General features: G+C 41.2%; 16 protein-coding genes and 2 tRNA genes. 10 read left to right on the forward strand and 8 right to left on the reverse strand.

Annotated elements, in window-relative coordinates; all coding sequences use genetic code 11:
• Nucleotides 1-150: 150 nt before the first annotated feature.
• Complete coding sequence (locus tag E1160_RS06270) at nucleotides 151-525, forward strand: hypothetical protein (protein WP_155154154.1); 375 nt, start codon at nucleotides 151-153, stop codon at nucleotides 523-525.
• A gap of 42 nt (nucleotides 526-567) precedes the next feature.
• Here the strand turns inward: E1160_RS06270 and E1160_RS06275 are convergent, their stop codons facing one another.
• From E1160_RS06275 to E1160_RS06285, 3 genes are read right to left on the reverse strand one after another with little or no spacing between them, the layout of a single operon-like run.
• Nucleotides 568-1,842, reverse strand: coding sequence for a hypothetical protein (locus tag E1160_RS06275; RefSeq protein ID WP_155154155.1), 1,275 nt, complete (start codon nucleotides 1,840-1,842; stop codon nucleotides 568-570).
• Nucleotides 1,843-1,867: 25 nt separating this feature from the next.
• Nucleotides 1,868-2,368 (reverse strand): hypothetical protein, encoded by a 501-nt coding sequence (locus tag E1160_RS06280; protein ID WP_155154156.1) that lies wholly within the window; start codon nucleotides 2,366-2,368, stop codon nucleotides 1,868-1,870.
• 13 nt (nucleotides 2,369-2,381) lie between these two features.
• Complete coding sequence (locus E1160_RS06285; RefSeq protein ID WP_155154157.1) at nucleotides 2,382-2,744, reverse strand: DMT family transporter; 363 nt, start codon at nucleotides 2,742-2,744, stop codon at nucleotides 2,382-2,384.
• Between the two features lie 178 nt (nucleotides 2,745-2,922).
• Here E1160_RS06285 and asnB point away from each other — a divergent pair, with 178 nt between their 5' ends.
• Entirely contained in the window at nucleotides 2,923-4,818 is a 1,896-nt protein-coding gene (gene asnB, locus E1160_RS06290; protein ID WP_155154158.1) for an asparagine synthase (glutamine-hydrolyzing), read from the forward strand.
• Between the two features lie 49 nt (nucleotides 4,819-4,867).
• Nucleotides 4,868-5,845 (forward strand): glycosyltransferase family 2 protein, encoded by a 978-nt coding sequence (locus E1160_RS06295; RefSeq protein WP_155154159.1) that lies wholly within the window; start codon nucleotides 4,868-4,870, stop codon nucleotides 5,843-5,845.
• Between the two features lie 77 nt (nucleotides 5,846-5,922).
• On the opposite strand, the gene E1160_RS06300 is transcribed toward E1160_RS06295, so the two are convergent.
• Nucleotides 5,923-5,997, reverse strand: a tRNA-Gly gene (locus E1160_RS06300).
• A gap of 80 nt (nucleotides 5,998-6,077) precedes the next feature.
• Nucleotides 6,078-6,152 (reverse strand) — tRNA-Gly (locus E1160_RS06305).
• A gap of 220 nt (nucleotides 6,153-6,372) precedes the next feature.
• Here E1160_RS06305 and E1160_RS06310 point away from each other — a divergent pair.
• The 6 genes from E1160_RS06310 to E1160_RS06335 are packed head-to-tail and all read left to right on the forward strand — an operon-like array spanning nucleotide 6,373 to nucleotide 9,651.
• Nucleotides 6,373-6,906, forward strand: a complete 534-nt coding sequence (locus E1160_RS06310) for a prolyl-tRNA synthetase associated domain-containing protein (RefSeq protein ID WP_155154160.1) — start codon at nucleotides 6,373-6,375, stop codon at nucleotides 6,904-6,906.
• A gap of 22 nt (nucleotides 6,907-6,928) precedes the next feature.
• The gene (trxA, locus tag E1160_RS06315; protein ID WP_218048745.1) at nucleotides 6,929-7,852 is read left to right on the forward strand and encodes a thioredoxin; all 924 of its coding nucleotides are present in this window, start codon (nucleotides 6,929-6,931) and stop codon (nucleotides 7,850-7,852) included.
• Between the two features lie 17 nt (nucleotides 7,853-7,869).
• Nucleotides 7,870-8,550, forward strand: a complete 681-nt coding sequence (locus E1160_RS06320; RefSeq protein ID WP_218048746.1) for an LON peptidase substrate-binding domain-containing protein — start codon at nucleotides 7,870-7,872, stop codon at nucleotides 8,548-8,550.
• 46 nt (nucleotides 8,551-8,596) lie between these two features.
• Nucleotides 8,597-8,785 carry a Trm112 family protein gene (locus tag E1160_RS06325; protein ID WP_155154162.1) on the forward strand — a complete coding sequence of 63 codons (189 nt, stop codon included), beginning with the start codon at nucleotides 8,597-8,599 and terminating at the stop codon, nucleotides 8,783-8,785.
• An 11-nt stretch (nucleotides 8,786-8,796) separates the two neighbouring features.
• Nucleotides 8,797-9,174, forward strand: a complete 378-nt coding sequence (locus E1160_RS06330) for a gamma-butyrobetaine hydroxylase-like domain-containing protein (protein ID WP_155154163.1) — start codon at nucleotides 8,797-8,799, stop codon at nucleotides 9,172-9,174.
• A 42-nt stretch (nucleotides 9,175-9,216) separates the two neighbouring features.
• Nucleotides 9,217-9,651 carry a GNAT family N-acetyltransferase gene (locus tag E1160_RS06335; RefSeq protein WP_155154164.1) on the forward strand — a complete coding sequence of 145 codons (435 nt, stop codon included), beginning with the start codon at nucleotides 9,217-9,219 and terminating at the stop codon, nucleotides 9,649-9,651.
• Between the two features lie 102 nt (nucleotides 9,652-9,753).
• Here the strand turns inward: E1160_RS06335 and gap are convergent, their stop codons facing one another.
• A complete protein-coding gene (gap, locus tag E1160_RS06340; RefSeq protein ID WP_155154165.1) occupies nucleotides 9,754-10,794 on the reverse strand; it encodes a type I glyceraldehyde-3-phosphate dehydrogenase in 1,041 nt (346 codons plus the stop codon).
• A gap of 152 nt (nucleotides 10,795-10,946) precedes the next feature.
• Nucleotides 10,947-11,561 carry a response regulator transcription factor gene (locus E1160_RS06345; RefSeq protein ID WP_155154166.1) on the reverse strand — a complete coding sequence of 205 codons (615 nt, stop codon included), beginning with the start codon at nucleotides 11,559-11,561 and terminating at the stop codon, nucleotides 10,947-10,949.
• Between the two features lie 148 nt (nucleotides 11,562-11,709).
• Between E1160_RS06345 and E1160_RS06350 the strand changes: the two genes are divergently transcribed.
• A complete protein-coding gene (locus E1160_RS06350) occupies nucleotides 11,710-12,177 on the forward strand; it encodes a PAS domain-containing protein (protein ID WP_218048747.1) in 468 nt (155 codons plus the stop codon).
• A 35-nt stretch (nucleotides 12,178-12,212) separates the two neighbouring features.
• Here E1160_RS06350 and htpG read toward each other — a convergent pair whose 3' ends face one another.
• Entirely contained in the window at nucleotides 12,213-14,132 is a 1,920-nt protein-coding gene (htpG, locus tag E1160_RS06355; protein WP_155154168.1) for a molecular chaperone HtpG, read from the reverse strand.
• Nucleotides 14,133-14,253: the final 121 nt, after the last annotated feature.

The following is a 14,253-nucleotide window of genomic DNA, read 5'->3' on the forward strand; positions in this document are numbered from 1 at the left end:
ATTATTATGATAGTCTGATATAGTTGCATTCTATTAAAAAAGTCGGCATAATACTTTTTAAGGACATTTCGCATATGGCTGTGCGAAAAACTGGAAGGGCTGAGGGGCGTCCTAAGTACTTCCTATGATTGGCATTTTTGGGGAAGGGTTATGTCTTTAGTGGACTCTCATGTTGAATATGGTTGTTGGATCACGCCTGATAATGTGGTGCAACAGGGAATTCCTATACTTGATCAAGATAATACACCTTATTCGATTGAAAAAATGCATGCGCATGGGGATCTATACCGCGCTGGTTTTGTTGAGATTCGATACAGTGGTGGAGCCACGATGGAATTATGGGGTGTGTCAGAAGCGATACGCCGTTCGCGAGAAATATGGCAAGCGCTGGCAACTTCAGTAAAGCAAGTTACATTATGCACAATTTCAACTAATGAATCCAAAATGGAAATGTTGGATCATGAAATTGGCTTTGCCTTTCCGGCGGAAATATCTGACTTAGAGAATTTCCTGGGTCTTGATTAAACTGACAAAAGTTCCTTTTTATCTGAAGGGGCCTTGGGCTTTTTAATCCCCTGTAGTCGTATAGTGGAAAATTGCGTCATAAAAATGTGCACCTGAAACTAATATGAAAAGAAATCCTGTAAAATTTTCACATTTCTGTAATACAGAGAATCTCATCACAGCGATGTAAATTAAGGCCGTTATGCAATAGTGCATACGCGGAAAATAAACACCTTGTAACAGATTAAATGATAAAACACCCAAGATTGCGACTAGAAGAGAGAAAAATGGTAAGTCTTTAAATGGATAGTATATTTTCTTTTTTTTATATATGGCAAAACCGTAAGTGCTTACAAATACTATAGAGGCCAGCGCGATCTCAAGTCTCGTGTATGTATAAACATATCCAAAGAAGGTTTTTAACTTTTGGAAAATTATTTCGTCCCAATTATCATGTTGTATTGCTTCTGGTAGCCATTTGAACTGCCCTTTATCCAAGGTTAGGTAAGTGCTTGTTTCAAATATATATTGATTCAGGCTTGTCCAGAGTATGACCGGGATCACAGATAGGCTGAAAAAGATAAAAAAGTTCAAAAAAGGTGATTTAACAATTGAAATATTAGTCTGTTTTAGTACGAAAATGCCAAAAAATAGGCCACATATAAAGGCGGGTATAAGGATCGAAAATGCAGGATAAACGAGAATTGAAAGCCCGATAAAGAGCCCGAGAGAAACATATGACAATCTAGATATTAGTTTGTATTGTGCACCTAGTAAGCAATACATGCAGGCGCCAATTGCAACTGGCAGATTCATTATAACAGTGTGCAGCAAGAAGGTACCTGCTTCAACAATATCTAAGCTGGCAATAACTAATGCCAAAGCCATTGCTGGATATCCTGATGTTTGCAGGCCACTAATTCTCAGAGCACCCCAACAGCACAGAAAGACAATGCTTATATTTAGAATGAAATACGCCAAGTAAAAGTTTAGGGCGTTTGACACATGTTTTGCGCGGCCTACACCTAAAGAGTCCTCAATCGTAATTAAGGGCTTAATGAATGCAGTAGGTCCAGAAAGTGCATACCCCATTGCTAGTCCATAGGTGAAATAGACTGGACGTCCTTTCCAATTATGATATTCGGTAAAGAATTTATGAGGTGCTAGGTGTCTATTTGTTAGTTCTGGTGAATCGCAATTAAAAGAGAAGCTAACATAACTAGCCATTGTTATTGTCTCTATACAACCTTTATCTCTATATTTAGGAGTGGCCGCAAGGATCGCTAGCGCTAAGACAACAGCAATCTGCCAAAATTTAATATTTCCAAGACGTATCATTTCTCTGTTTCGCTTTGAGGATCTGCTATTCTTCAGAAGTTGTTTCTTTTATTTGCTCATTTGTCAGCAAATTATATCGATCTTTTATACGTTCTATTGCTTGGTGAAGTTCTTCAGTTTCCTCTTTTGAAAGTTCAAACTTTGGGTCTCCAAGTTTAAGTATGATTTTATCTATACGCCCCCAAATACCTTCGCCATCTAATGAGTTTTTTATCGAAGAACCACCTTCTTTAATACCTGTATATATAGCTAAGTGAAGCGGAATACACGCTAGACTAAATATAATTAGCACTCTAATTGAAGGCCAAATATTTTTGAAAAATTGAGTCAAAACCAATTGCGGTTTGATTGAGCTAATAGGTTTAAATCCGCTTTCTCTCTGAAATTCAGCATAATTTGTTTTTTGTTGTTCAATATTAGAAACAGCTTCATCTGGTGATGATGCCTTTCCCCAATATCCAGAATTGATGTCTTCTGCGTACCAAATGCCGTTAACACAATTCAACTTGATTTCAGTGTTTTGCATAATAAATGAACCTTTAAATTTGTGCTTTTAGTGTAATGATAAGTAAGCCAAGGATGATAAAACCTACGCCTAGAATGTACCAAGAATTCACATGTTCCGAGAAAAAATACCATCCACCAAGAGGTACAAGAATAAATCCGATAGCTACAAATGGATATGCTAAATTGAGTGGGACAACCCTTAATATAAAAACCCAGAGTAACGAAGACATACCATAAAGAGCGAAAGCACCCCAGAGCCAGAAGTTGGATATTAGAGCCTCTATAATGGGTAAATCATTATTTTGATTTAGATGGTTTGCTGCCGACTTGAAGCACAACTGGCCTAAAGCCAATAAAAAAGAAAAGCCTACTAAATAGGCAACATGTTGCAGCATTGTCTTTTGTCTCTTAATTTACTTATAATTTTAAAGGGATAGATTAGCTTCAAAAACAGACTCACAACTAAACTAAACTCTATAAATCAGTCAATAAGTAATTGCTTGTTTCCTGTGAAATGACTATGCAAGGGGAAATAAGAAATCTGTTTTCGTTTTGATTTAGGGGAATGACTTAATGTGTGGGATCGCGGGTTTTCTGTTTTCTGAAGGTCGTAAGAATTCAGAAGAAATACTTCGTGGCATGACGACTGCGCTCGCGCATCGTGGACCTGATGGACATGGTCAGTATTTGGACGGTCCTGTCGCATTGGGACATCGTCGTTTATCCATATTAGATATTTCAGAAGCAGGTCATCAACCGATGGCGGATTCTGACGAAGAAAATGTAGTCACCTATAATGGTGAAATCTATAACTTTAAGTCATTAAGAATGGAGATCACCAAAGAGACTGGCTATCAGTTCAAAACGCAATGTGATACTGAAATTCTACCAATAGGTTTTAAACTTTGGGGCGATGCGCTTTTTGATAAGTTAGAAGGAATGTTTGCGATTGCAATTTGGGATCGTAAGAATAAAGAGCTCACTTTGGCACGAGACGCAATTGGTATTAAGCCGCTATACATCTATCAACTGGATACAACTTTATATTTCGCAAGTGAAATTAAGTCGTTTTTGACACTTCCAGATCACAAATTTCGTTTGAGTGCAGAGAATTTACACAGCTATTTTACTAATGGTTATGTAGGACCTGATCGGTCTACATTGGAAAATGTCAGTCAGCTTCCTCCGGGCACGATCCGACGTTACGATATAAATGGTCAAGTGATAAGTGACGTACGTTTTTGGCAGCCAAGTCGTGTCGCCGAAATCTCCTCACTTGATGAGGCGAGCGAGCGGATATCAGCAACATTGAAGACTGTTGTGGCAGATATGATGATTTCTGATGTTCCAATTGGAATTATGCAAAGCGCGGGTATTGATTCTTCCTTGATGTCATATAGTGCGCAAGGGTTTGATGTGCCGCTTTTTACGGCGAGTTTTTCTTCAAAATCGTTCGATGAAAGTGGCGGCGCTAGCATTGTAGCGAAAGAAACTGGATTAGAGCACCATATTATTCAAATCCAAAATGATGAGAAACCGGAAGATATTGTGCGTGCCATTGCGCATGCGACTGATGCACAATTATCGGATTCTTCGGGCTATGCCTTATACAAACTCTGCAAGACTATTAAGCTGCATGTTACTGTGGCTTTGAGCGGTGAAGGCGGAGATGAGTTTTTTGCTGGATATCCTACCTATAGAGCATCTCGAATTGCAGGTGCTTTGAATGGTATATTCCCAACGTCAATTGCCAAGATGATAGGCGAATTTGCAATGCAGAGAAATAATGCGCGAGATGGGCGTATTCCTCTCGCAGAAAAAGTCGGACGATTTATGCTTGGATATCAATATGGAAGCGGACAGCAACATTCGCAATGGCGTCGCTATTTATTTGAATATCAGTTGCCTGCTATATACGGGGCAGAAATGTCCGGATTGATTTCTACAGATCCAATGACTGAGTATAACGCTACAATAACTAATAGTCAGGCTTCCTCAGATATAGATCGCTGGATGGTAGGGGATCAGCAATACTATCTACCAAGCGACATGTTGGTTAAGAGTGATCGCATTAGTATGGCGCATTCTTTAGAAGTTCGGGTGCCATTTTTGGACAGACGGATGATGGAATTGGCTGGCAGTTTGGATCATAGTTTGCTCACATCAATGAAGGGGCCAGACAAGTTGGTGCTTCGCAAGAGTTTAGAGAAAATGACGATGTCGGCCGAGTTGATTCATGGAAAAAAACGTGGCTTCAATGTGCCGATTGCAAAAATTCTAGTGGATGAACTGCATGATCTTGCAAACAAATTCTTTTATGATGAAGCTGATCGTTTTGCACCTTGGCTAAAACCTGATGGAGTTCGGGCACTATGGAAAGCTCATAAGAATCAGCAGCAATCACATCATTATTTTTTGTGGTCGCTTCTACTCTTTGGTATATGGGCCGAAGATACCGGGGTTAAGTAAGTAAAATATAGTAGCGTTATACAGGCTGCGAAAATTGGGAATAAGAAATATGTCGGCGAAATCTCTCCTAGTTGTGATACCTTGTTTGAACGAGGAAAAGACTATTGCAGCTGTGATCTCAGCAATTCCAAATACGATCAAAGGGATTAATCGTATTGATGTTTTGGTAGTTGATGATGGATCCACTGATTCATCTGTGAAGGAAGCTGAAAATGCTGGGGCATATTATGTCAGTCATCCGCGTAATAAAGGTGTGGGTGCTGCCTTCCGTACAGGTTTGAATTATGCCAGGGTCCATGAGTACGATTTTATGTTGAATATGGATGGTGATGGCCAATTTAATCCAAATGATATTCCTGAATTGTTAGCACCAGTTTTATCAGGTGAAGCAGATATGACAACTGCGTCACGTTTTAAAGATAAGACGTTACACCCTAAAATGCCGGCAATAAAGAAATGGGGTAACCATAGAATTTCCGGATTGGTGAGTATTCTGACAGGGCAGAAATTCTATGATGTATCTTGCGGATTTAGAGCCTATAGCAAAGACGTGATTCGGACACTTTCATTACTTGGAAATTTTACCTACACGCATGAGGCTATTTTACAGACAGTATTTAATGGCTTTTCTATTATCGAAGTTCCATTGGAAATTCGTGGTGAGAGAGAATTTGGCAAGTCACGCGTAGCTAGTAACCTTTGGCGTTATGCAAAGCAAACAAGCTCTATTATTGGATCAACTATTATTAGTCATCGTCCATTTACTGCTTTTGCATTCATTGGCCTATTTTTTGGAGTAATAGGTATTTCTTTAGGTGTTTTCTTTATGTATCATCGTTTTACAACAGGTGCGTTTGAGCCTCATATCTGGGCAGGTTTTTCTTCAGCTTATTTTGTTGGGTTGGCGGTAATTTCTCTGTTGTTTGGGCAGGCGGCTTTTATGTTTACACGCCATCATAAAATAACAAAAAATGAAATGAATTTATTGGTTGATACAATTCTTCAGCAAAACCAGAAAAAAGACTAAGTAGGAAGTCTACACGGGCAAGATAACTAGATTCGATAATAAAAGAAAAACCCGCCGGATGTCCGACGGGTTTTTCATGGAGCGGGCGATGAGATTCGAACTCACGACATCAACCTTGGCAAGGTTGCGCTCTACCCCTGAGCTACGCCCGCAACATAGATCATCATCAAATGGGTAAGGATCATGATCGATTTAATAAGAAAAACCCGACAGATGTCCGACGGGTTTTCCATGGAGCGGGCGATGAGATTCGAACTCACGACATCAACCTTGGCAAGGTTGCGCTCTACCCCTGAGCTACGCCCGCAATCAGCGACTTGGAGCAAATTGTTGCCCTCAAGTGCGGCGGATAATACGCATGATCACGGACAAGGCAAGCCCCTTTTTCAAAAAAGTTTCATTTTTTTTAAGCATTCTATGAAAAGTCGCAGGAAACAATAGTTATACTAGGCTGTCTTATTGCAATTGGAGGCTATAATCGTTATCTATTTGGCGCTGAATTTTATCGTTGATGATGGGATGTAAAAATGCCGAAAACAGATCAGGAATTATATGCACGTTTGGATGCGTTGGGAATCAACTATCGCACAGTGGAGCATGAGGCTGCTTTTACGGTAGAGGAATCAAAATCTCACCGTGATGATTTACCAGGTGGACATACAAAAAACTTATTCTTACGCGATAAGAAAAAAAACTTGTGGTTGGCGACAGTAGATGAAGATTGTCCAATAAATTTAAAACAATTGCGCCATGTTCTTGGGGCGTCAGGAAATCTATCCTTTGGTAATGCAGACTTGTTGATGGAAGTGCTTGGAGTGATACCAGGGTCTGTAACAGCTTTTTCCGTGATTAATGATACTGAAAAACGTGTTCGCATGGTTTTAGATACAGCCTTGATGGAAGAAGAGCTTATTAATGGTCACCCTTTGCGTAATGATCGTACAACAGCCGTGACGCCTTCAGCTTTAATGACTTTCCTCAAGGCAGAAGGTTACGATCCTATGATGGTGGATTTTAAAGCACTTGCAGATGAAATAGCTACGCAAGAAGCTGCAGATTAAGTATTCTAAGAAAGAGAAAAAGATGGACAATCCGATGATGCAAAATAATCCGAATGCTGGCGGTGATTTGATTAAAGATAGTAGCGATGCAGCTTTCCGTCAGGATGTGATGGAAGCAAGTATGCAGCAACCCGTTATCGTTGATTTCTGGGCGCCTTGGTGTGGGCCATGCAAGCAATTGGGCCCTGCTTTGGAATCTGCTGTACAACGTGCAGGTGGCAAGGTGAAAATGGTGAAAATCAACATCGATGAAAACCCGGGCATTGCAGGCCAGTTGCAGGTGCAATCTATTCCAGCCGTGTTTGCGTTTGCTGGTGGTCAACCAGTCGATGGCTTTATGGGGATGCAGCCGCCAAGTCAGATTGATGCTTTTGTACAAAAAATGGCACAAGCTGGAGGTGGTGATATGGGAGACCCAGTTCAAGGTGCTATGGAGCATGCGGACCAATTAATGACCGAAGGTCAGATTAGTGAAGCTGCTGAGATTTATACGCAGGTTTTACAACATGCACCTAATCACATTGCGGCAACCGCAGCGTTAGCTGACTGCTATTTGAAGATGGGATCTATTGAAGGGGCACAAGGTCTGATGGAAGGTTTGCCTGTTGAGGTGCAAGACGATCCCGCCTTTGAAAAAATCAAGAAAGCAATTGATGTCGCCTTGGAAGCTGCAGGAGCCGTCGGTGAGATTGAAAATTTGAAAAAGGCCGTGGAAGCTAACGCGGATGACCATCAGGCGCGTTTTGATTTGGCGCTTGCGACTTATGCCACGGGGGATAATGAAAGTGCGATGAATCTGTTGCTAGAAATTTTCTCAAAAGATCGTGAATGGAATGATGGTGCTGCGCGCGTACAGTTGCTGAAATTCTTTGAAGCCATTGGTCACGCCGATCCACTTGTCATTGCAAGCCGTAAGAAGTTATCATCTTTGATGTTTTCTGTTTAAAGGGAATGGATAGGCGAATGGGACGATTTGATCCGGCATTTGATGATTTACCAACCAAATTGGCGATATTTCCGTTGCCAAATGTATTGATGCTGCCAGGACAAATTTTACCATTAAACATCTTTGAAGATCGCTATATCAATATGTTCGAAGATGTTTTGTCTAAAGGTCGTCTGATGGGGATGATCCAGCCTCGTGATCCTGATGAAACGGAAATGCGTACTCAAATCGTGTCTGGTATCGCCCCTTTGTTTAACGTGGGCTGTATGGGGCGTGTAACTAATTTTGAAGAAACTTCAGACGGTCGTTTTACAATCCAGTTGCGTGGTGTTTGTCGCTTTACCTTGATGGAAGAAGCCGTTTCTGATCGTGGATATCGAGAGGCAATCGTTGGTTGGAGTGGCTTTGAAGAGGATTTAAAGGATAGTCAGCCAATCACTGTTGATAAACGTCATCTGATGCCTTTACTAGAGCGTTATTTGACGCTTAATAATATGAATGTTGATCTGAGGTTGCTTGAGAACACGCAAGTTGAGATTTTGATTGACGCGTTAGCAATGATTTGTCCATTTGGCCCTGTTGAGAAACAGGCATTGCTTGAAGCTGGCACTTTGCAAGAACGAGCCGCAATGTTAATCACATTGTTGGAAATGGCCGTTTTACAAAATGATGAAAGTGGTGGTTTTCACACAAACTAACTGATATGTATTCTCGTATTCATTAAAGAAGATTTAGGAATAAGATATGTCTACGCATGCAGAAATTGATTCAAAATTATTAGAGATTTTGGTGGAGCCCGGTACACGTAGCCCTTTGAATTATGATAAGGAAAGACAATTACTGATTTCCGAACAAACGAAGCTTGCATATCCTATCCGAGACGGTATTCCAATTATGTTGGCTGATGAAGCCGTTCATGTGGATGATCTATAAGTTCAAACTTCATGACAGAAGATAAATATTCAACACCTGTAAAGCCTGTAGAAATACATCTTCAAACGCAGGAAAAATGCCTCGAAGTTAGTTTTGAGGATGGTAAGGTCTTTAAATTGCCAGCCGAATATTTGCGTGTGGAAAGTCCGAGTGCCGAAGTGCAAGGTCATGGGGTTGGACCTAAAAAGCTGATTGCCGGAAGAAAATTTGTCGGGATTATGAATATAGAACCTATTGGCAATTATGCGATTAAAATTATCTTCGACGACATGCATGACAGTGGATTGTATAGTTGGCGCTATCTTTATCAGCTTGGTGAAGAATACGAAATGCGCTGGGAACAATATCTTGCAGACCTGAAGGCAGATGGTAAATGTCGAGAACCTTAATCAAACCGATATCTGCTTTTGGTCTCACAGGGGTGACCTTTTATGAAAATTAGACCTGCTTGTGTTGAAGATCGTACGGCTTGGGATCCACTTTGGAAGGGGTATCAGGCATATTATGAAGTGGATCTATCAGCAACGACAGATAATACTTGGGATCGGTTGATGAATCCAAAGGAAACCGGCCCTTGGTGTTTGGTGTGTGAAGAAGATGATGGGCGATTGATTGGCTTCACAACCTATTTACTTCATGACCATACATGGGGCGCAGAACCACGTTGTTACTTAGTGGATCTTTTCACCAAACCGGAAAGTCGTGGAAAGCGCGTTGGGCGTCAGCTAATTGAAGCTGTGCATGCTGAAGCTCAAAAACTTGGATGTAGCCAGACTTACTGGCTGACACAACACTTTAATGAGGCTGGCCGCCGTCTCTACGATAAGGTGGCGAAAGAAACTCCGTTTATTAAGTATCAAATGTAACTATGTCTATATGCATGTAAAAAGGCCACCGGAAACGGAACCGATGGCCTTTGGTTTTTCCCTGTGAGGCGATTGAGGGAAACTGTTAAGCAGCTTAAATGTCTAAGCCGCCTTATCTTGAGATTTTTGATCTAAAGCTGCTATGCATGTTGCTGTATCGCACATGCGGTTTGCAAAACCCCATTCATTATCATACCAGCTCATGATACGAACCAAGTTACCTTCTATAACCTTGGTCCCACTCAGATCAGCGATTGAGCTTGCCGGGTTATGGTTCATGTCAATGGATACAAGTGGTAGATTGATTGCTTGTAAGATACGCTTCATTTCATTAGATGCGGCACCAGATAAAAGCTGATTAACTTCTTCTTCAGATGTGTCGCGTTTAGAAGTGAAGGTCAGGTCCACCATAGATACATTAGGTGTTGGTACACGAATTGAAGTACCGTCCAGTTTTCCAGCAAGTTCAGGCAGAACCAATCCAACGGCGCGTGCTGCGCCTGTAGTCGTTGGGATCATTGATCCCATGGCTGCGCGCGCTCTGCGTGGGTCTTTATGAAGACCATCATGTAGATTTTGATCACCCGTATAAGCATGAACTGTCGTCATGAAGCCTTTCTCAATGCCGATACTGTCATTGAGGACCTTAGCAACAGGTGCGAGGCAGTTTGTTGTGCAGGATGCATTGGAAATTACGGTGTGATTGGCTTTAAGGTCGCCTTCGTTTACACCATATACAATGGTTGAGTCGGCATCGCTACATGGTGCGGATACCAATACACGTCGTGCCCCAGCTTCTATATGTGCAGATGCCGCTTCTTTGTTAGTAAACCGGCCAGTACATTCCATAACCAAATCAACGCCAAGTTCTTTCCATGGCAGTTTGGACGGATCGGCTTCGGCTGTCATTTTGATTTTACCTGTGCCAACATCAATCCAATCATCTCCATGAGTTACATGTTGAAGATGTGGACCATGGACAGAGTCATTTTGGAAAAGTAAGGCATTGATCTCCACCGGACCCAAATCGTTGATCGCGACGAATTCAATGTCACCTGAAGAGATGTATCCATTCTCAATAGCGGCGCGCAAAGCAAGGCGTCCTATACGACCAAAGCCGTTAATTGCTACTTTCAATGTCATTTTCTATCTCCCGCAAAGATAAGCCTGAGGACTATAATTTGTTAAAGTTTTTACTTTGTTGGATAAAACTATAACGATTACTTCGCTATGTGCCTACACTCAGCGAGATAGAAAATTAAATCTTACGGGTGGTAAATATACCACCCCTATGGTTAGTGGTTTGATTTGCGAGATAGCGATACGGCTACCGCCTGTGCACGGTTTTTTACGCCAAGTTTGGTATATAAATTCTTTAAGTGAAATTTAATCGTGTTTACGGATAGGCCTAAGTAATTTGCTATTTGCTGGTTGGATTGACCTGTTTTTAGATAGTCCAATAAGTCCAATTCACGACGTGTGAGGCTTTCCCATGGATCGTCTTGTAGCTTTTTAAGATCAAAATATGGAAAAACCATTTGCCCCGCAGCAACTGAAGCAACGGTGGTTATTAATTGTTCGGTACTGTCACCTTTGGCGTAAAAACCAGCTGCACCATTTAACATTGCTTCTCGAATAATGCGTGGGTTTGGTACGCCGGTGTAGATCACAATTTTGGGATGATATTCAAACTCACCAATTGCATCCAATATAGCGCGCCCATCCAGCCCAGGCATCTCCCAACCAGTTACGCCGATATCAAATTTGTTTTGTGCTGCTAATTCGATGAATTCTGCGCCAGTACGCGCTGTGCCAGTCAGAATGAAACGATCATCATTTTTAAAAAGTGTTTCAAGGCCACTCAATACGAGGGGGTTTTTATCTGCAACAGTAATTCGATATTTATTCATATAATATAACTCAAATGGGTAGGTATTTATTATACCCGTGATTCCTTCTAAATCAATCATTGCAGGCTAAAGAAGGAGGGTTTAGGATATATATCAATTGGTTGCATATGAAATTATCATCATTCAAAGATGTTTGGGAAATTCCTTGTTGGCTGTAGAAGAACTAAAATCTCAAAGGCACCGGAGTTTGTATCAGTTATGGTTGAAGTGGAAAGAGGATAAATATGTTCCTCATAAATCTCAGATTAATCCGCTCGAGATCGGTGCTGAGACACTACCATACCTTGCTATTTTGGAAGTCGTGAATGATGGGGTGGATTATCTTTATCGTTTAGTTGGAACTGCTCTTGTTCATGCGATAGATAAAGATTTTACTGGTGAGACGATAGTGAATTTCTTTGGACGCCATGATGAGTTATCTGTACTTGAGGGATATGAACAGGCTCGTAAAAGTCAATTACCTCTCGTTGATACTGGGGATTTTAGAGATAAAAGTCGGGAGTTTATTTCTTATCAAAGATTGATCTTGCCATTTGAGCTTGATGATGAAGTTAGGATTTTTTTGGCTTGCTTTGATTTTGATCGGGTCGATTTCCCATCTTTTATTGGGCATTAAAAAAGGCGGGAAATCCCCGCCTTTTGATTGGTGTTTTATAACCCTTTTTCCATGAACTTACTCATTCGGTATGCAAAACCAGTAGGATCTGGCAATGTTTCACCTTCAAGAATACGGGCTTGATCTAATAGAAGCAGGGAGGCATCAGTGATGTCCGCACCACCTTTAACCGCATTGGCCATTGACTTGATCAAGCTATGGGTTGGATTCACTTCCATAATGCGTGCGCTCGCTTGTTCTAGTTGCTTATGTTGTTTGAGTAAACGTTCTAAATTCATATCCATACCGTTTTCATCAGCAACTAAACAAACTGCACTGCTTGTTAAGCGGTCTGTGGATTTCACATCTGCTACGGTATCGCCCAAAGCTTCTTTAACGGCTTTGATGAAAGAACCCATCGCGTCTTCATCGGCGGCTTCTTTTTTATCTTCTGTTTTGTCTTCCGCATTAGGGGCCGCTTTGATTTCAGAAAGATCAGAACCTGCGCGGGTAACAGACTTAAATTGTTTTCCGTCAAATTCACCAATACTTGGTAGCCAGAATTCATCAACCGGATCGGTCATATATAGGACTTCTACGCCTTTTGCTTTGAAGCCTTCTAGTTGCGGACTACGTGATAATGCGTCTTTATCTTCACCGGCGATGTAATAGATAGCATCTTGGCCTTCTTTCATCCGCGCCACATAATCTGATAAAGAGACAAGTGTATCATTTTCTGTAGAATGGAATCGGGAAATTTTCAAAAGCTGTTGATGGTCATTGCCGACTTCATACAAACCTTCTTTTAAAACCATACCGAAATTTGCCCAGAATTCATTATAAGATTCTGTATCACTTTCAGCACGTTTCTCTAATTCTCCCATCACTTTCTTTGTAATACCTGCACGGATTTTTGAAAGGATAGGATTGTTTTGAAGCATTTCACGTGAGATGTTCAGTGGTAAATCTTCACTATCTACAACGCCACGCAAGAAACGTAGATGTTTCGGCAGCAAATCATCACATTCATCGGTGATGAAAACCCGTTTCACATAGAGCTTTAGCTTGGACATGCGTTCCGGATTGAACAAGTCAAATGGACGCATGGTTGGAATATAAATTAAACCCGAATATTCAATCATACCTTCTGCACGGAAATGCAAGGTTGACCATGGATCGTCATAGGCATGTGAGACATGGTGATAGAATTCTTTATATTGTTCTTCTGTTACATCGGATTTGTTTTTTGTCCAAATTGCAGATCCATCATTAATTTGATCGATACTTAACTCGTCTTTCGCTTCATCACCTTCCCCTACAGATTTCATACTTTCCAGCTTGATAGGGAAAGGAATGTGGTTGGAATAGGTAGATACAATGTGCTTGATACGCATTTCTTCAAGAAATTCGAGTGCATCATCTTTTAAATGAAGGGTAATTGTTGTGCCGCGTGCAAAGCGCTCTATTTCTGCAATAGTGAATTCGCCTTTGCCATCACTTTCCCAGCGATGACCGATCTTCTCTCCCGCACGACGACTTTCTACAGAGACCCAATCAGCAACCATATAAGCAGAATAGAAGCCAACCCCAAATTGACCAATTAGATTTGTATCTTTTTTGGCATCACCGCTCAATTTCTCCATAAAGCGTGATGTGCCGGAGCGCGCGATTGTACCAAGATTGCCGATCAATTCATCACGAGACATGCCGGAGCCACTGTCAGCAATAGTCAAGGTTTTAGCTTCTTTGTTAAAGGAAAGCTGAATAGCAAAATCGCTATTGCCTTCCAAAAGAGTTTCGTCAGACAGGGCGTCGTAACGTAAACGGTCACAGGCATCCGCAGCGTTTGAAATTAATTCGCGCAGGAAGATTTCACGTTCACTGTAAAGGGCGTTTGCAACAATATCTAACAGGCGTCCCACTTCCGCTTCAAAGCGCATGGTTTCGCCGCCAGTTTTCTGATGCGTATCTGTCATTCTTATTCCTCTAGTTGGTTTGATTAAATGTAAATAAATCCTGATTGTAAATGTGGGAAAATTTTCCAAAAGATCAAGAACCCAAATTTATCAGCGACGGATATAAGGATTCCTGCCGTTT

Origin of the sequence: Curvivirga aplysinae (assembly GCF_009711445.1) — a bacterium.
GTDB lineage: Bacteria > Pseudomonadota > Alphaproteobacteria > UBA8366 > Aestuariispiraceae > Curvivirga > Curvivirga aplysinae.